Here is an 18,539-nt window from a genome sequence, read left to right as displayed (position 1 = left end):
TTGTGGCTGGCCGCGGTCACTCAGGCCAAGGCTTCGCTGCGCTTGCCCAGCAGACGATCGCACACCAGCGCAACCGCCAGGGTCATCACCGACGGCACGAGCCAGGCCAAGCCCTGCGCGCTCAATGGCAGGTGGGCCATTTGCGTCGGCATCCAATCCGCCAGTCCGGCGCCTTTAAGCGCATCGATCAGACCAAACAGGAACGACACCAGCATGACCGGGCCGACAATGCGCCCCTGCTCATGCCAGAAGTCTTTGCAGAAGCTCAAGGCCACCAGGACAATGCACGGTGGGTAAATCGCGGTCAGGACCGGGATCGAGAAAGCGATCAGCTTGGTCAGTCCGAGGTTCGACACCAGCAGCGAAAACGCCGCCAGGATGACCACCAGTGTTTTGTACGACAGCGGCAAGACACGGCTGAAGTACTCGGCACAGGCGCACGTCAGGCCCACGGCAGTGACCAGGCATGCCAGGGAAATCAGCACCGCCAGGAAACCACTGCCCAGGCTACCGAACGTGTGTTGCACATAGGCATGCAGCACCGCCGCGCCGTTGCTCGCGCCCGCGGCCACTTCATGACTGCCAGACCCCAGGCGGAACAGACTGACATAGACCAGCGCCAGCCCGACCCCAGCGATCAGCCCGGCGATGATGGCGTAGCGGGTGATCAAGGCGGGCGATTCAACGCCCCGGGAACGGATCGCATTGACGATAACGATGCCAAACACCAATGCGCCCAGGGTATCCATGGTCAGGTAACCGTTGATAAAGCCTTGGGAGAACGGTGCCGCGACATATTCAGGGGTCGCCACGCCAATATCACCGGCGGGCAAGGCAAACGCGGCAATGCCCAGTACGGCCAGAGCGATGATTTTCAACGGTGCGAGGAATCGCCCGACGGTGTCCAGCAAGCGGCCCGGATAGAGCGAGATGAAGAACACCAGCAGGAAATACACCGCGCTGTAGAGAAACAACGCCAGCGGGCTTTCGCCGGTCAACGGTGCCAGCCCGACTTCAAAGGAGACGGTGGCGGTGCGCGGCGTGGCGAACAGCGGTCCAACGGCCAGGTAGCACACAGCCGCCAGCAGGCCACCGGCAACCTTGCCGATAGGACTGCTCAAGGCATCCATCGCCCCGCCGACCTTGGCCAGCGCAACGACCGTGATGACCGGTAGCCCGACCGCCGTGACCAGAAAGCCCAGCGCTGCCATCCAGACATGGGGCCCGGACTGCAAACCGACGATGGGCGGGAAGATGATGTTGCCTGCCCCGACGAACAGGGCAAATGTCATGAAACCAAGCGCCAGGATGTCCTGACCTTTCAACACTTTCATTTTAAGGAAACCACACTGCTGAATCGGAATTTAGAGAGGGACTTCCCTTGAGGATGGAGGGAAATGCTGCCGATCCGTATAAGACCAACCCGTTAGGCGCTCCGCTTCCTTGTGGGCAGCGGTCGCAAAAATGGCGGGTAGCCTAACGAATTAGTGTGAGTAACGCACTGTTAGGGGGCAAACTATCCGATGCACGACATCTTCGTGTCGCGTTTACGTATCTTTTTTACCTTGCAGATCAAAAGATCGCAGCCTTCGGCAGCTCCTACACGGGATTGCATTCCAACCGTAGGAGCTGCCGAAGGCTGCGATATTTTGATTTTCAGAAACGACAAAGGCCACCCGAAGGTGGCCTTTGTTGCTGGAGCAAAAAGTCAGCCGAAGCTTACTTCTTCATTTCCCAGCCAGTCAGCTCGGCCAGGGCCTTGCCGATGTCTGCCAGCGAACGCACGGTTTTCACGCCTGCGTCTTGCAGAGCGGCGAATTTCTCGTCCGCAGTGCCTTTGCCACCAGAGATGATTGCGCCAGCATGGCCCATGCGCTTGCCCGGAGGAGCAGTCACACCTGCGATGTAGGAAACAACCGGCTTGGTCACGTTAGCCTTGATGTAGGCAGCCGCTTCTTCTTCAGCCGAACCGCCGATCTCACCGATCATGACGATCGCTTCGGTCTTCGGGTCTTCCTGGAACAGCTTCAGGATGTCGATGAAGTTGGAGCCTGGGATCGGGTCACCGCCGATGCCGACGCAAGTCGACTGACCGAAACCGGCGTCAGTGGTCTGCTTGACGGCTTCGTAAGTCAGGGTGCCGGAACGGGAAACGATACCGACCTTGCCTGGCAAGTGAATGTGACCTGGCATGATGCCGATCTTGCATTCGCCTGGAGTGATCACGCCTGGGCAGTTAGGGCCGATCAGGGTGATACCCAGCTCGTCGCACTTGACCTTGGCTTCCAGCATGTCGATGGTCGGGATGCCTTCGGTGATGCAGACGATCAGCTTGATGCCGCCGAACGCTGCTTCAAGGATGGAATCCTTGCAGAAAGGAGCTGGAACGTAGATCACGCTAGCGGTGGCGCCAGTGGCAGCCACAGCGTCTTTGACAGTGTTGAAGACAGGCAGGCCCAGGTGCTCGGTGCCGCCTTTGCCCGGAGTTACGCCGCCAACCATCTTGGTGCCGTATTCCAGAGCTTGCTGGGTGTGGAAACTACCTTGCGAACCGGTAATACCCTGGCAGATAACCTTGGTGTCTTTATTGATCAGGACGCTCATTATTTGCCCTCCGCAGCTTTAACGACTTGTTGAGCAGCGTCGGTCAGGCTGGTAGCAGCGATGATGTTCAAACCGCTTTCTGCCAGTACTTTAGCGCCCAGCTCAGCGTTGTTGCCTTCGAGGCGAACAACAACCGGGATTTTCACGCCGACTTCTTTCACGGCGCCGATGATGCCTTCGGCAATCATGTCGCAACGAACGATGCCGCCGAAGATGTTGACCAGTACTGCAGCGACGTTAGTGTCGGACAGGATGATCTTGAACGCTTCGGTTACGCGTTCCTTGGTAGCACCACCGCCCACGTCGAGGAAGTTGGCTGGCTTGCCGCCATGCAGGTTGACGATGTCCATGGTACCCATGGCCAGGCCAGCACCGTTGACCATGCAGCCGATGTTGCCTTCCAGGGCCACGTAGTTCAGTTCGAACTTGGCAGCGTGCGCTTCGCGCGGATCGTCTTGCGACGGATCGTGGAAAGTCTTCAGCTTAGGCTGACGGTACATGGCGTTGGCGTCGATGTTGATCTTGGCATCGAGGCAGTGCAGATCGCCGTCGGCCTTGATCACCAGCGGGTTCACTTCCAGCAGCGCCAGGTCGTGGTCCTGGAACAGCTTGGCCAGACCTACGAAGATCTTGGCGAACTGAGTGACCTGCTTGCCTTCCAGGCCCAGCTGGAATGCCAGCTCGCGACCCTGGAATGGCTGGGCGCCAACCAGTGGATCGATAGTGGCCTTGAGGATTTTCTCAGGGGTATCGTGAGCGATTTTCTCGATGTCCACGCCACCTTCGGTGGAAGCCATGAACACGATACGGCGGCTCGAACGGTCAACGACAGCGCCCAGGTACAGCTCTTTAGCGATATCAGTGCACGATTCAACCAGGATCTTGGTGACTGGCTGACCGTTGGCGTCAGTCTGGTAGGTCACCAGACGCTTGCCCAGCCACTGCTGTGCGAAGGCTTTGGCGTCTTCTTTGCTGCGAACCAGCTTGACGCCGCCCGCTTTACCGCGACCACCGGCGTGAACCTGGGCTTTGACGACCCATTCGCTGCCGCCGATTTTGTCGCAAGCTTCTGCTGCCGCTTCCGGGGTGTCTACCGCGTAGCCGGTGGATACTGGCAGGCCGTACTCAGCGAACAGCTGCTTACCCTGATACTCGTGAAGATTCATGCTTATTACCGTCTTCGTTAGGTACTGCGCATTCGGTGCTGCACCGTTATGGTGCCGCACCACCTGTGACTGCTGCTTGCGTAGCGTTCCAGATAACCGGTACCGCTACGCAAGGCTGCGTCCAGCGGATATTCCGCGGTGAGTCTTGCTCGCAAGGCTCACGACGGGCCATACCGCCGTGGTTTCTTATTGTCTATTAACGCTTTTTGCGGTTGGCCACGTGGATGGCGCCGCCATTTACGGCCAGAGCCGCTTCGTGCAAGGCTTCGGACAGGGTCGGATGGGAGAAGACCATCATGCCCAGATCTTCAGCGCTGGTGCCGAATTCCATACCGATCGCGCCTTGCTGTACCAGCTCGGCAGCGCTTGGGCCAATCACGTGAACGCCCAATACGCGATCCGTCTTGGCATCGGCGATAACTTTCACGAAACCACCGGTATCGTTGGCTGCCATGGCACGGCCGGAGGCTGCGAACGGGAAGGTGCCGACGTTAACTTCAACACCTTCGTTTTTCAAGGTTTGCTCGGTCTTGCCGACCCATGCGATTTCCGGGTGGGTGTAGATAACCGACGGGATCAGGTCGTAGTTGATCTGGGCTTTGTGGCCCTTGATGCGCTCGACCACCATGATGCCTTCTTCGGACGCTTTGTGCGCCAGCATCATGCCGCGTACCACGTCACCGATGGCGAAGACGCCCGGTACGTCGGTTGCGCACTGATCATCGACCGCGATGAAGCCGCGCTCGTCGAGAGTCACACCGCAATCGGCGGACAGCAGGTCAGTGGTCACTGGGCGACGGCCAACCGCAACGATCAGTTTGTCGAAGGTGATGGTCTGTTCGCCGTTGGCGTCGGTGTAGTTCACCACCACTTCTTCGCCATTGACCTTGGAACCGGTCACGCGAGCGCCCAGCTTGATGTCCAGGCCTTGCTTGGTCAGGGTTTTCAGCGCTTCCTTGGAAACCGCGGTGTCGGCGGCCATCAGGAAGGTGTCCAGTGCTTCGAGGACGGTTACTTGCGCGCCCAGGCGCGACCATACCGAACCCAGCTCCAGGCCGATAACACCAGCGCCGATCACGCCCAGGCGTTTTGGTACGGATTGGAATTCCAGAGCGCCGGTGGAATCGACGATCACGTTCTGGTCGACCGGAGCCGGCGGAATGTCGATCGGACGCGAGCCCGGTGCCAGGATGACGTTCTCGGCTTCGATCACTTCAACCGAACCGTCTGGCTTGGTCACTTCGACCTTCTTGCCCATCAGCAGCTTGCCGTGACCCTGGATCGAGGTCACGCCGTTGGCCTTGAACAGGGTGGCAACGCCAGAGGTCAGGCCTTTGACGATGTTGGCCTTGCGGCCAACCATGGCAGGCACGTCAATGGTGACGCTTTCGCGGTTGACACCGCCAATGCCATGAATGGCCAAGCCATCTTGCGCTTCGTGGAACTTCCAGGAGCTGTCCAGCAGCGCCTTGGATGGAATGCAACCGACGTTCAGGCAAGTACCGCCGAGGGCCAGTTTGCCCTCCTTGTCGGTGTATTTCTCGATGCAGGCAGTGGTGAGGCCCAGTTGCGCAGCCTTGATGGCCGCTACGTAGCCGCCAGGGCCCGCACCAATCACTACCACGTCGAATTTCTGAGTCATGAGTCATTCCTTCTCGAATCAAACCGGACGGTCACTTGTGGAGACCGCCGTGGGACGAAACCGGTTATTTCAGCAAGAGGCCGGTCAACCGACCGGCCCTCGCGGCGAATCAGATATCCAGCAGCAGACGAGCCGGATCTTCAAGCAGGTTCTTGATGGTTACCAGGAAAGTCACGGCTTCTTTACCGTCGATCAAACGGTGATCGTAGGACAGTGCCAGGTACATCATCGGACGAATCACGACCTGACCATTGATCGCCATCGGGCGTTGCAGGATGTTGTGCATGCCCAGGATCGCCGCTTGTGGCGGGTTGACGATCGGGGTCGACATCATCGAACCGAATGTACCACCGTTGGTGATGGTGAACGTACCGCCGGTCATCTCTTCGATGGACAGCTTGCCGTCACGGGCCTTCTTGCCGAAGGTGGCGATGCCGCCTTCGATTTCAGCCAGGCTCATCAGTTCGGCGTTACGCAGGACCGGAACCACCAGGCCACGGTCGCTGGAGACCGCAACACCGATGTCGGCGTAACCGTGGTAAACGATGTCGGAGCCATCGATCGACGCGTTGACGGCCGGGAAGCGCTTGAGTGCTTCAGTGGCAGCCTTGACGAAGAACGACATGAAGCCCAGGCGTACGCCGTTGTGGCTCTTCTCGAACAGGTCCTTGTACTTCGAACGCAGGGCCATGACTTCGGTCATGTCGACTTCGTTGAAAGTGGTCAGCATTGCCATGTTCGACTGGGCTTCAACCAGACGTTCGGCAACCTTGGCGCGCAGGCGGGTCATCGGAACGCGTTTTTCAACGCGATCACCGGCAGCGAACACCGGAGCGGCAGCGGCAGGCGCGGCAGCCTTGGCTGGCGCAGCGGCCGGAGCGGCTTTCTTGGCGGCAACGGCGGCAACCACGTCTTCCTTGGTCACACGACCACCCTTGCCGGTGCCGGCAACGGAAGCGATGTTGATGCCATTCTCTTCGGCGATCTTGCGAGCGGCCGGGGCAGCGACTGGATCGTCTTCGCCATCGGCAGCAGGAGCAGCGGCCTGGGCAGCGGCAGGCGTAGCAGCAGCGGCCGGAGCAGCGGCGGCAGCACCGCCCTCTTCGATCGAGCCCAGTACCTGGTTGGACAGGACGGTAGCGCCCTCTTCGGCAACGATTGCGCCGAGCACGCCGTCAGCTTCGGCCAACACTTCCAGAACAACTTTGTCGGTCTCGATGTCGACGATCAGGTCGTCACGCTTTACAGCATCGCCTGGTTTCTTGTGCCAGGTGGCAACGGTGCCATCGGCAACCGATTCCGGGAATGACGGGGCTTTGATTTCGATAGCCATTATCTGTGGGTCCTTAAAATTCGGTTTCAGTCAGCACGAAGGCTTAAACAGTGAAAGCATCTTGCAGCAGTTTTTCCTGCTGCTCGGCGTGCATCGACGCATAACCACACGCCGGTGCCGCGGAAGCATCACGGCCGGCATATTCCAGGCCCAGGGCCTTGTTATGGTTGCCAATGCTGCGACGCAGGTGATGCTGGCTGCTGTACCACGCACCCTGGTTCATCGGTTCTTCCTGACACCACACCACGTGGGTGAGGTTGGTGTAAGGCGCGATGGCCTCCATCAGGTCTTCTTCCGGGAACGGGTACAGCTGCTCGATACGCACGATGGCGATGTCTTCGCGGCCTTCGGCACGACGTTTTTCCAGCAGGTCGTAGTAAACCTTGCCACTGCACAGGACCAGGCGAGTCACCTTGGCCGCTTCCAGCGTATCGATTTCCGAAATAACGGTCTGGAAGGAGCCTTCGGCCAGATCTTCGAGCGTGGAGATCGCCAGTTTGTGACGCAGCAACGACTTGGGTGTCAGCACGATCAGCGGCTTGCGCAGCGGACGGATGACCTGGCGACGCAGCAGGTGGTAGATCTGTGCCGGAGTCGTCGGTACGCAAACCTGGACGTTGTGCTCGGCACACAGTTGCAGGTAACGCTCCAGACGTGCAGAGGAGTGCTCCGGCCCCTGCCCTTCATAACCGTGTGGCAACAGCATGGTCAGACCGCAGAGACGGCCCCACTTGTGCTCGCCGCTGGTGATGAACTGGTCGACAACCACCTGGGCACCGTTGGCGAAGTCGCCGAACTGGGCTTCCCAGATCACCAGCGCATTTGGCTCGGTGGTGGAGTAGCCATATTCGAACGCCAGGACGGCTTCCTCGGACAGCAGCGAGTCGTACAGGTCGAAACGTGGCTGGCCTTTGTACAGGTGTTGCAGCGGGATGTAGGTGCTGGCGTCTTTCTGGTTGTGCAGCGCCGCGTGGCGGTGCGAGAAAGTGCCGCGGCCTACGTCCTGGCCGGTGATGCGGATCGGGTGACCTTCGAACGCCAGGGTCGCGTACGCCATGGTTTCGGCGTAACCCCAGTTGATCGGCAGGCCGCCGGCTTGCATCTTCTGCCGGTCTTCGTAGATTTTCGCGACCTGGCGCTGAACCACGAAGCCTTCCGGGATTTCCAGCAGCTTGGCGGACAGCTCCTGCAAGGTCTTGAGGTCGAAGCGGGTGTCGTGACGAGCGGTCCAGGCATGACCCAGGTACGGGCGCCAGTCCACGAACAGCTCTTTGTTCGGCTCTTTGACCAGGCTTTTTACAACGTGCAGGCCATTGTCCAGGGCATTGCGATATTCATCGACTTTTTCCTGGACGCGCGCTGCATCCAGTACACCGCTCTGGGTCAGGCGCTCGGCATACTGCTCACGGGTGGTGCGCTGCTTGGCGATCTGCTGGTACATCAGAGGCTGGGTGCCGCTTGGCTCGTCGGCCTCGTTGTGGCCGCGACGACGGTAGCAGACCAGGTCGATCACCACATCACGCTTGTACTGCATGCGGTAGTCGATGGCCAACTGGGTCACGAACAGCACGGCTTCCGGATCATCGCCATTCACATGGAGAATCGGCGCCTGGATCATTTTCGCGACGTCGGTGGCGTACTCGGTGGAGCGCGAGTCTTCAGGGTTGCTGATGGTGAAACCGACCTGGTTGTTGATCACGATGTGCACGGTACCGCCGGTCTTGAAACCGCGGGTCTGCGACATCTGGAAGGTTTCCATGACCACGCCTTGACCGGCGAATGCCGCGTCACCGTGGATGGAGATCGGCAGCACCTTCTCGCCGGTCGGGTCGTTGCGGCGATCCTGACGGGCACGGACCGAACCCTCGACCACCGGGGAAACGATTTCCAGGTGGGACGGGTTGAAAGCCATCGCCAGGTGGACTTCGCCACCAGTGGTCATCACGTTGGACGAGAAACCCTGGTGGTATTTCACGTCACCGGAGCCCAGCTCGACCTTCTTCTTGCCTTCGAACTCGTCGAACAGCTCCCGCGGGTTTTTACCGAAGGTGTTGACCAGTACGTTCAGACGACCACGGTGGGCCATGCCGATGACGACTTCCTTGGTGCCGTAGGAACCCGAACGCTGGATCAGCTCGTCGAGCATCGGAATCAGGCTTTCGCCGCCTTCCAGGCCAAAACGCTTGGTACCCGGGTACTTGGTGCCCAGGTATTTCTCCAGACCTTCACCGGCGGTGACGCGCTCGAGCAAGTGGCTCTTGATGTCGGCGGAGTACGTCGGACGGCCACGAACGCTTTCCAGACGCTGCTGGAACCACTGGCGCTGCTCGGAATCGGTGATGTGCGTAAATTCAGCGCCGATGGTGCGGCAATATGTCTGCTGCAACGCTTCGTGAATTTCGCGTAGGCTCGCTTCCTCTTTGCCGATGAACAGGTCGCCGGCACGGAAGGTCGTATCAAGATCGGCATTGGTCAAGCCGTAGTGAGTGATCGACAGGTCTGCAGGTGCAGGACGCTGCCACAGCCCCAGCGGGTCCAGCTGGGCTGCCTGGTGGCCGCGCATCCGGTAGGCCTGGATCAGTCGCAGCACTTCAACTTGCTTCTTCTCGTGCTCACTGCTCACGCTGCCGGCAGACACCGGTTGAGCGCGGCGCTGGTTCTTTGCCAGCAGCACGAAATGATCGCGAATTGTCGAGTGCGAAACATCAGTGGCAGAGTTACCGTCAGCCGGCAACTTCTGAAAGTAGGTGCGCCACTCTTCTGGCACAGCGTTAGGGTCGTGCAGGTAGAGCTCGTAGAGCTCTTCCACATAGGCAGCGTTACCACCGGAGAGGTGGGCACTGTTCCACATGCGCTGCATCACGCTTTCTTGCATGCTTGGTCACCCTCGATTTGGGGAACACCATCGGCGAAAACACCGAGCAAACTTGCAGAAGTCCGAGTGCAGCGACTAAAACAAGCCACTTAGGATCACGCTGATAGTCCGGGTACCAGCCCGGATGCCCCTGCTTGTCTCATTTCTTCAAAATAAGAACTGCCGCTTTGTGAGCGGCGGTTCTGGTTATAGCCAGGACGCGGGTTGAAGCCCGCGCCATAGCCTCTGCGGGTACAGCGGTTCTACGGGTACAGCAGCTGAATCACACGCCGCTTTGCAGCAGCATGTTACGTACGTGACCGATGGCCTTAGTCGGGTTCAGGCCTTTCGGGCAGACGTTGACGCAGTTCATGATCCCGCGGCAGCGGAATACGCTGAACGGGTCATCCAGTGCAGCCAGACGCTCGGACGTCTTGGTGTCGCGGCTGTCTGCCAGGAAGCGATACGCTTGCAGCAGAGCGGCCGGGCCCAGGAATTTGTCCGGGTTCCACCAGAAGGATGGGCACGAGGTCGAGCAGCAGGCGCACAGGATGCACTCGTACAGACCGTCGAGCTTTTCACGCTCTTCCGGGGACTGCAGACGTTCGATGGCCGGAGCCGGCGAATCGTTCTGCAGGAATGGCTTCACCTTCTCGTATTGCTTGTAGAAGATGCTCATATCGACGACCAGGTCACGAATAACCGGCAAACCTGGCAGCGGACGAACGATCAGCTTGTTGCCCTTGACCACGGCGGACAGCGGCGTGATGCAGGCCAGGCCGTTCTTGCCGTTGATGTTCATGCCGTCGGAGCCGCAAACGCCCTCGCGGCAAGAGCGACGATAGGAGAAACCTTCGTCCTGCTCTTTGATCAGGGCCAGCACGTCCAGCACCATCAGGTCTTTGCCGTCGGTTTCAACCTGGAAATCCTGCATGAACGGCGCAGCGTCCTGATCAGGGTTGTAGCGATAAACACTGACTTGCAACATGGCGGCCACCCTTAATAAGTCCGAATCTTAGGTTCAAAAGTCGGAACAGTCTTCGGCGAGAAGTTCACCGCACGCTTGGCGACGCGCTTGTCACCCGGGAAATACAGGGTGTGGCACAGCCAGTTTTCGTCGTCACGGTCTTCGTAGTCTTCGCGGGCGTGAGCACCACGGGACTCTTTGCGCACTTCGGCCGCGATGGCGGTGGCTTCGGCCACTTCCAGCAGGTTCTGCAGTTCCAGCGCTTCGATACGTGCAGTGTTGAACGCCTGCGACTTATCGTTGATCTTCACGTTGGCGATTCGTTCACGCAACTGAGCCAGCTGAGCGATACCCTTCTGCATGTACTCGCCGGTACGGAACACACCGAAGTAGTTCTGCATGCAGTTTTGCAGCTCGCGACGCAGGGTCGCCACGTCTTCGCCTTCGGTACGCGCATTCAGAGCGGACAGACGCGCGAGTGCGGCTTCGATGTTGGCGTCGGTGGCATCGTCATACTCGATACCGTCGGTCAGCGCTTTTTCCAGGTGCAGGCCGGCAGCGCGGCCGAATACCACCAGGTCGAGCAGCGAGTTGCCGCCCAGACGGTTGGCACCGTGAACCGATACGCACGCCACTTCACCCACTGCGAACAGGCCAGGGATGATTTCGTCCACGCCTTCGGCGTTCTGGGTGATCGCCTGGCCGTGAATGTTGGTGGCAACGCCGCCCATCATATAGTGGCAGGTTGGAACTACCGGAACCGGCGCGACGACAGGGTCGACATGAGCAAAGGTCTTGGACAGCTCGCAAATGCCTGGCAGACGGCTGTGCAGCACTTCCTCGCCCAAGTGATCGAGCTTGAGCATCACGTGGTCGCCATTGGGACCGCAACCGTTGCCGGCGATGATTTCTTTCACCATCGAACGGGCAACCACGTCACGACCGGCAAGGTCTTTGGCGTTCGGAGCATAACGCTCCATGAAACGCTCGCCGTGCTTGTTGATCAGGTAACCGCCTTCACCGCGGCAACCTTCGGTGACCAGTACACCGGCGCCGGCGATGCCGGTCGGGTGGAACTGCCACATTTCGATGTCTTGTACCGGCACGCCAGCACGCAGCGCCATGCCGACACCGTCACCGGTGTTGATCAGGGCGTTGGTGGTGGAAGCGTAGATACGGCCAGCACCGCCGGTGGCCAACACGGTAGCCTTGGCGCGGATGTAGGTGGTTTCGCCGGTTTCGATGCAGATCGCGATCACACCGACGAAAGCGCCATCCTGGTTTTTCACCAGGTCAACGGCGTAGTACTCGTTCAGGAACGTGGTACCGGCCTTCAGGTTGCCCTGATAAAGGGTGTGCAGCAGTGCGTGACCGGTACGGTCGGACGCCGCGCAAGTACGCGCAGCCTGGCCGCCCTTGCCGTAATCCTTGGACTGACCGCCGAACGGACGCTGGTAGATACGGCCGGTTTCGGTCCGCGAGAACGGCAGGCCCATGTGGTCCAGTTCGAACACTGCGGCCGGACCTTCCTGACACATGTATTCGATAGCGTCCTGGTCACCGATGTAGTCGGAACCCTTGACGGTATCGTACATGTGCCAGCGCCAGTCATCGTTCGGGTCAGCCGAAGCAATGGCACAGGTGATGCCGCCCTGGGCGGAAACAGTGTGCGAACGGGTCGGGAAAACCTTGGTGATCACGGCAGTCTTGTGACCGCCCTGTGCCAGTTGCAGCGCAGCGCGCATGCCGGCACCGCCGCCACCAATAATGATGGCGTCGAAAGAAATCGTAGGAATGTTAGCCATGAATCAGATACCCCAAAGAATCTGCACACCCCAGACGAAGTACGCAAACATCGCGACGCCGCATACAGCCTGGAAGAGGAAACGTACGGCAGTCGCCGACTTGCCGAACGCCATCGGCGTCAGGTAGTCGGTCGCGATGGTCCACATGCCGACCCAGGCGTGAGCGCCCAGTGCGACAAGCGACAGCAGACTGAAGATACGCATCCAGTTGTTTGCGAACAGTTCGTGCCATTGGGCATAGCCAAGGCCAGGGTTTGCTACGACATATCCGATCAGGAAAATGAAGTAAGCCGCGAGAACGACCGCAGACACACGCTGCGCCATCCAGTCATAGAGGCCCGAACGGGAAAGGTTCGTGACGTTGGTTACCATATCCAGACTCCTGCCAGAACGATTACCACCACGGAAACGGCGATAACGATTTTCGAGCCCAGCTTGCCGCCTTCCAGCGTCTCACCGATGCCCATGTCCATGATCAAGTGGCGCACACCGGCAACCAAGTGATACAGCAAGGCGGACAGGATGCCCCAAATCACTAGCTTGGCTAGCGGACTGGTCAGACACGCTTTCACCTGACCGAAGCCTTCTTCCGAATCGAGCGACTTGTCCAATGCATAAAGCATGATGGCCAGGCTGACGAAGAGGATGACACCGGAGATACGGTGAAGAATGGACGTGTAAGCAGTGACTGGGAGTTTGATGGTCCTTAGGTCTAGGTTTACAGGTCGTTGGCTTTTCACGGCTTTTTTTCACACTGAAGAGCCCCTAACAATCAGGGCAAAGTTGTTGGGGCGCGCACTGGTCAGGTACTCACCACCCAGGGAGTGACGACCCCCAAGAAAGCAGGCCCAAAAGCCCCTGGCGGTCGGTGGCCGAGTATAGACAGTTAGGCTACTAATGACAACGCGTTCACCTTCCCCTAATAGCGCATTGCACATATGAAGCAAAAGGCGTAAACGGCAGTCAATTTCGCGGAAAAAGTCCGGTTAAAGCCTTCTGGAGCAAGACTTTAGGCAAATTGACATTCGAATTTATCTCACTATAGTGGTGCGGGCCCTGCGTGGGGGGTCTGTCTGATGATTCCAAGCATTAATAGGAGGCCACATGGCTGACAAAAAAGCGCAGTTGATCATCGAGGGCGCAGCCCCCGTCGAGCTGCCCATTTTAACCGGCACCGTTGGTCCCGATGTAATCGACGTACGGGGCCTGACGGCCACGGGCCGTTTCACCTTTGACCCAGGTTTCATGTCGACCGCTTCGTGCGAGTCGAAGATCACCTATATCGACGGCGACAACGGCATCCTGCTGCACCGCGGCTACCCGATCGAACAACTGGCCGAAAAGTCGGACTACCTGGAAACCTGCTACCTGCTGCTCAACGGCGAGCTGCCAACCGCAGAGCAAAAGGCCCAGTTCGTCAGCACCGTGAAGAACCACACCATGGTTCACGAACAGTTGAAGACCTTCTTCAACGGCTTCCGTCGCGATGCCCACCCGATGGCCGTCATGTGCGGTGTTGTCGGCGCCCTCTCGGCCTTCTACCACGACTCCCTGGACATCAATAACCCCCAGCATCGCGAAATCTCCGCGATCCGCCTGGTGGCGAAGATGCCAACCCTGGCAGCCATGGTTTACAAGTACTCCATGGGCCAGCCCATGATGTACCCGCGCAACGACCTGACTTATGCAGAAAACTTCCTGCACATGATGTTCAACACCCCGTGCGAGATCAAACCGATCAGCCCGGTGCTCGCCAAGGCCATGGACCGGATCTTCATCCTCCACGCCGACCACGAGCAGAACGCCTCCACGTCCACCGTGCGTCTGGCAGGCTCCTCGGGTGCCAACCCGTTCGCCTGTATCGCCGCCGGTATCGCCGCACTCTGGGGCCCCGCCCACGGCGGTGCCAACGAAGCGGTACTGACCATGCTCGATGAAATCGGCGATGTTTCGAACATCGACAAGTTCATCGCCAAGGCCAAGGACAAGAACGATCCGTTCAAGCTGATGGGCTTCGGTCACCGGGTCTACAAGAACCGCGACCCGCGCGCCACCGTCATGAAACAGACCTGCGACGAAGTGCTCAAGGAACTGGGGATCAAGAACGATCCGCAACTCGAACTGGCCATGCGCCTGGAAGAGATCGCCCTGACCGACCCGTACTTCATCGAGCGCTCGCTGTACCCGAACGTCGACTTCTACTCGGGGATCATCCTCAAGGCGATCGGCATTCCAACCAGCATGTTCACCGTGATCTTCGCCCTGGCGCGGACCGTGGGTTGGATCTCCCACTGGAAGGAAATGCTCTCCAGCCCGTACAAGATTGGCCGCCCGCGCCAGTTGTACACCGGCTACGAGTCGCGTGACATCACCCGACTGGAAGACCGCAAGTAAGACCTGCCTTGCGCTAGGTCCCAAGCTGCACCGAAACGGCCTCCGCTTCTTATATAAGAGCGGGGGCCGTTTTGTTTGTACCCTACCTCGTCTTCTTCGCCCGACCCGACGCAATCGCGAGCAGGCTCGCTCCCACATTGAAATGCATTCCCCTGTGGGAGCGAGCCTGCTCGCGATTGGCGGCAAGCCTGCCGCCCCTCAAACCCAACACAAAAAAATACCCCAGCCTCTCGACCGGGGTATCTCTTCAAACGCACTGCGTTAACTTGAAGCTTTCAACTTGCAGCTCGCCGCTGCTTTAGTGACTCACCGCCCCACTCGCCCCCAGACCAGTCTGCGAACGCACAAACTGCGGGAAGAACAATGCACGCTCGTTCACACCTTCAGCCGACTTGTCGGTGATGGAGAAGAACCAGATGCCGACGAAGGCAATGGCCATTGAGAACAGCGCCGGGTATTCATACGGGAAGATCGCCTTCTCGTGACCCAGGATCTGCACCCAGATGGTCGGACCAAGCACCATCAGGCCCACGGCACTGACCAGGCCCAGCCAGCCGCCGACCATGGCGCCACGGGTGGTCAGCTTCTTCCAGTACATCGAGAGCAGCAGTACCGGGAAGTTGCAGCTTGCCGCGATGGAGAACGCCAGGCCCACCATGAACGCGATGTTCTGCTTCTCGAACAGGATACCCAGGCCGATCGCCAGCACTGCCAGGGCGATGGTGGTGATCTTCGAGACGCGAATCTCGTCCTTTTCGTTGGCCTTGCCTTTCTTGATCACACTGGCATACAGGTCATGGGACACCGCCGAGGCACCGGCCAGGGTCAAGCCCGCGACCACCGCCAGGATGGTGGCAAAGGCCACGGCCGAGATGAAGCCCAGGAAGATGCTGCCACCCACCGCGTTAGCCAGGTGCACCGCCGCCATGTTGTTGCCACCGAGCAATGCACCTGCCGCGTCCTTGAAGGCCGGGTTGGTGCTGACCAGCAGGATCGCGCCGAAGCCGATGATGAAGGTCAGGATGTAGAAATAACCGATGAAGCCAGTGGCATACAGCACGCTCTTGCGAGCTTCCTTGGCGTCACTCACGGTGAAGAAGCGCATCAGAATGTGCGGCAGGCCAGCGGTACCGAACATCAGCGCCAGACCCAGGGAGAACGCCGAGACCGGATCCTTGACCAGGCCACCAGGACTCATGATTGCTTCACCCTTGGCGTGAACCTTGACCGCCTCGGAGAACAGCATGTTGAAGTCGAAGTTGACGTGCTTCATGACCATCAGCGCCATGAACGAAGCGCCCGACAGCAACAGCACCGCCTTGATGATCTGCACCCAGGTCGTCGCCAGCATGCCGCCGAACAGCACGTAGAGGCACATCAGGATACCGACCAGAATCACCGCAACGTGATAATCCAGGCCGAACAGCAGCTGGATCAGCTTGCCGGCACCGACCATCTGCGCGATCAAGTAGAACGCCACCACGACCAGCGAGCCGCTGGCGGACAAGGTGCGGATCTGGGTTTGCCCCAGACGATAGGAGGCCACGTCGGCAAAGGTGTATTTACCCAGGTTACGCAGGCGCTCGGCGATCAGGAACAGAATGATCGGCCAGCCCACCAGGAAACCGATGGAGTAGATCAGACCGTCATAACCGGACGTGAACACCAGCGCGGAAATGCCCAGGAAGGACGCCGCCGACATGTAGTCGCCCGCGATTGCCAGGCCGTTCTGGAAGCCGGTGATCTTGCCGCCGGCCGCATAGTAGTCGGCCGCCGAATTGTTTTTCTTGGACGCCCAGTACGTGATGTACAGGGTCGCGCCAACGAAGGCCACGAACATCAGGATAGCCGCGACGTTAAGCGGTTGTTTCTGCACGGCACCGGTCAGGGCTTCAGCCGCCCAGGCCCCCGGTGCGAAAGCTGCGACGCTCAACAGAGCCATTAGACGCCGGATCATTGCTGAGCCTCCTTGAGAATCGCATTGTTCAGGTCGTCGAACTCGCCGTTGGCGCGTCGCACGTAGATACCGGTCAGGACGAAGGCCGAAAGAATCAGGCCGACACCGATGGGGATACCCCAGGTAATGGTGGACTCGGGCGAAATCTTGGCCCCGAGAACATGCGGCCCGTAGGCAATCAGAAGAATGAAGCCGGAATACAGCCCAAGCATGATCGCCGAGAGAATCCAGGCGAACTTTTCTCGTTTTCTCACCAGCTCCTTGAAGCGCGGGCTGTTTTGAATCGAGAGGTAAATGCTGTCGTTCATTGTTTTTATCCTCGCAGCACAGATTAAATTGGAACAGCTCTACTCTATGCGGCTGAAGGCCAGGTTCCAGACGACCTTAGTATTAGAACGACATGACGCCGATTGATGACGCGCACTGTTACCCCTTGTGGGAGCGAGCCTGCTCGCGATGACGGCGGCACATTCGACAGCTGTACCCACAGATCCACCGCCATCGCGATCAGGCTCGCTCCCACAAGGACTTGGGTGGGGCTGAAAACCGGCAGGCACAAAAAAACCGCATGACGCCAAGTCATGCGGTTTCGAGGATGTTAAACCGGGCGGATTACTTGCCGGTCCACTCCTTCACGCGGTCCGGGTGCTTGGCAACCCAATCCTTGGCAGCAGCGTCCGGCTTGGCACCTTCTTGGATCGCCAGCATGACCTCGCCGATTTCGTCTTTTGAGTTCCACTGGAACTTCTTCAGGAACGCGACCACTTCCGGCGCCTTGGCGTCCAACTCCTTGCTGCCGATGCTGTTCACGGTTTCAGCCGCGCCGTAAACGCCTTTCGGGTCTTCCAGGAAGCGCAGTTTCCACTTGGCGAACATCCAGTGCGGCACCCAACCGGTGACGGCGATGGATTCTTTTTTCTTCTCGGCACGGGTCAGCTCGGCAATCATGCCGGCGCCGGAACTGGCCTTGAGTTGATACCCGGTCAGGTCGTAATCCTTGATGGCCTGCTCGGTCTTGATCATGACACCTGAACCGGCGTCGATACCGACAATGCGGTTCTTGAAGCTGTCATCGGTCTTGAGGTCGGCCACGGACTGGGCCTTGACGTACTCCGGCACGATCAGGCCGATTTTTGCATCCTTGAAGTTCGGACCGTAGTCGACCACCTGGTCCTTGTTCTTGGTCCAGTAGTCACCATGGGTCACCGGCAGCCAGGCCGAGAGCATCGCGTCGAGTTTGCCAGTGGCTACGCCTTGCCACATGATCCCGGTCGCAACCGCTTGCAGCTTCACGTCATAGCCCAGTTTCTGCTTGATGACTTCGGCCGCCACATGGGTGGTCGCGACGCTGTCGGACCAACCGTCGACATAACCGATGCTCAGGGTTTTGGTTTCGGCGCTGGCCAGTGTGGAGCTGATCGCCAGTACCAGTGCGGCACCTGCGCCCAAGAGTCGTCGCATTCTCATCGTTACTTCCCCGAAAGTGCTGCGCCCGACGGATGCCGAGCGGCGTCAACGTATTGTTATGGTGCACAGCGCCCCCATCACGCTCGCCTGCAAAACCGGTTCGAACGTCAGTGGAGTACTGACTCGTTGATCATCAACCTGCGCCGATCTGGAACCTGCTCTGCCTGCGACGTTGAAGCAACGAGAAACGACATCAGAACGCCAGCTATCTGCCTCAGCCATTCGGCCCCACAAAAAAGCTGTCCTGCGTGCCCTGTCAGAATCCGGCAAGCCGCCAGATAACTAGCCGCTCCCCCACGCAAACGTGTATCGTCCCGCTACTATCGCGCCCCGTTTGTGCCTCTTTTGTG

General features: G+C 59.1%; 14 protein-coding genes. 1 reads left to right on the top strand and 13 read right to left on the bottom strand.

The annotated features are described in order from the left end of the window. Nucleotides 1-20: 20 nt before the first annotated feature. From brnQ to sdhC, 10 genes are all read right to left on the bottom strand, one after another. Nucleotides 21-1,334: a branched-chain amino acid transport system II carrier protein gene (gene brnQ / locus BM132_RS21625; protein WP_092400163.1), complete on the bottom strand. Its 1,314-nt coding sequence runs from the start codon at nucleotides 1,332-1,334 to the stop codon at nucleotides 21-23. A gap of 385 nt (nucleotides 1,335-1,719) precedes the next feature. Then, nucleotides 1,720-2,604, bottom strand: a complete 885-nt coding sequence (sucD, locus tag BM132_RS21620) for a succinate--CoA ligase subunit alpha (RefSeq protein ID WP_014339581.1) — start codon at nucleotides 2,602-2,604, stop codon at nucleotides 1,720-1,722. Further along, nucleotides 2,604-3,770 (bottom strand): ADP-forming succinate--CoA ligase subunit beta, encoded by a 1,167-nt coding sequence (gene sucC / locus BM132_RS21615; RefSeq protein WP_003179235.1) that lies wholly within the window; start codon nucleotides 3,768-3,770, stop codon nucleotides 2,604-2,606. The genes sucD and sucC overlap by 1 nt, the downstream gene beginning before the upstream one ends. Before the next feature lie 196 nt (nucleotides 3,771-3,966). Further along, nucleotides 3,967-5,412 carry a dihydrolipoyl dehydrogenase gene (lpdA, locus tag BM132_RS21610; protein WP_092400166.1) on the bottom strand — a complete coding sequence of 482 codons (1,446 nt, stop codon included), beginning with the start codon at nucleotides 5,410-5,412 and terminating at the stop codon, nucleotides 3,967-3,969. Between the two features lie 109 nt (nucleotides 5,413-5,521). Further along, entirely contained in the window at nucleotides 5,522-6,745 is a 1,224-nt protein-coding gene (odhB, locus tag BM132_RS21605) for a 2-oxoglutarate dehydrogenase complex dihydrolipoyllysine-residue succinyltransferase (RefSeq protein WP_092458654.1), read from the bottom strand. 43 nt (nucleotides 6,746-6,788) lie between these two features. Continuing rightward, nucleotides 6,789-9,620, bottom strand: coding sequence for a 2-oxoglutarate dehydrogenase E1 component (locus BM132_RS21600; RefSeq protein ID WP_092458652.1), 2,832 nt, complete (start codon nucleotides 9,618-9,620; stop codon nucleotides 6,789-6,791). 262 nt (nucleotides 9,621-9,882) lie between these two features. Then, nucleotides 9,883-10,587 carry a succinate dehydrogenase iron-sulfur subunit gene (locus tag BM132_RS21595; protein WP_092400172.1) on the bottom strand — a complete coding sequence of 235 codons (705 nt, stop codon included), beginning with the start codon at nucleotides 10,585-10,587 and terminating at the stop codon, nucleotides 9,883-9,885. Between the two features lie 11 nt (nucleotides 10,588-10,598). Further along, nucleotides 10,599-12,371, bottom strand: a complete 1,773-nt coding sequence (sdhA, locus tag BM132_RS21590; RefSeq protein WP_092400174.1) for a succinate dehydrogenase flavoprotein subunit — start codon at nucleotides 12,369-12,371, stop codon at nucleotides 10,599-10,601. A gap of 3 nt (nucleotides 12,372-12,374) precedes the next feature. Then, nucleotides 12,375-12,743: a succinate dehydrogenase, hydrophobic membrane anchor protein gene (gene sdhD / locus BM132_RS21585; protein WP_047230490.1), complete on the bottom strand. Its 369-nt coding sequence runs from the start codon at nucleotides 12,741-12,743 to the stop codon at nucleotides 12,375-12,377. After that, nucleotides 12,737-13,111 carry a succinate dehydrogenase, cytochrome b556 subunit gene (gene sdhC / locus BM132_RS21580; protein WP_024780620.1) on the bottom strand — a complete coding sequence of 125 codons (375 nt, stop codon included), beginning with the start codon at nucleotides 13,109-13,111 and terminating at the stop codon, nucleotides 12,737-12,739. Before sdhC ends, sdhD begins: the two co-directional genes overlap by 7 nt. A 364-nt stretch (nucleotides 13,112-13,475) precedes the next feature. On the opposite strand from sdhC, the gene gltA reads away from it, so the two are divergent. Continuing rightward, entirely contained in the window at nucleotides 13,476-14,765 is a 1,290-nt protein-coding gene (gene gltA, locus BM132_RS21575) for a citrate synthase (RefSeq protein WP_092400176.1), read from the top strand. Nucleotides 14,766-15,063: 298 nt separating this feature from the next. Here gltA and BM132_RS21570 read toward each other — a convergent pair whose 3' ends face one another. The 3 genes from BM132_RS21570 to BM132_RS21560 all read right to left on the bottom strand — a co-directional run bounded on the left by BM132_RS21570 (nucleotide 15,064) and on the right by BM132_RS21560 (nucleotide 18,189). Beyond that, a complete protein-coding gene (locus tag BM132_RS21570; RefSeq protein ID WP_092458650.1) occupies nucleotides 15,064-16,722 on the bottom strand; it encodes a cation acetate symporter in 1,659 nt (552 codons plus the stop codon). Then, a complete protein-coding gene (locus tag BM132_RS21565) occupies nucleotides 16,719-17,030 on the bottom strand; it encodes a DUF485 domain-containing protein (protein ID WP_092400180.1) in 312 nt (103 codons plus the stop codon). Before BM132_RS21565 ends, BM132_RS21570 begins: the two co-directional genes overlap by 4 nt. 304 nt (nucleotides 17,031-17,334) lie before the next feature. Further along, a complete protein-coding gene (locus BM132_RS21560; protein ID WP_092400182.1) occupies nucleotides 17,335-18,189 on the bottom strand; it encodes a glycine betaine ABC transporter substrate-binding protein in 855 nt (284 codons plus the stop codon). Nucleotides 18,190-18,539: the final 350 nt, after the last annotated feature.

This window comes from Pseudomonas sp. NFACC45, from assembly GCF_900113505.1.
GTDB classification, from domain to species: Bacteria; Pseudomonadota; Gammaproteobacteria; order Pseudomonadales; family Pseudomonadaceae; genus Aquipseudomonas; species Aquipseudomonas tehranensis.
The sequence above is the reverse complement of the archived record's forward strand: the minus strand, read 5'-3'. Positions and strand labels throughout refer to the sequence as shown.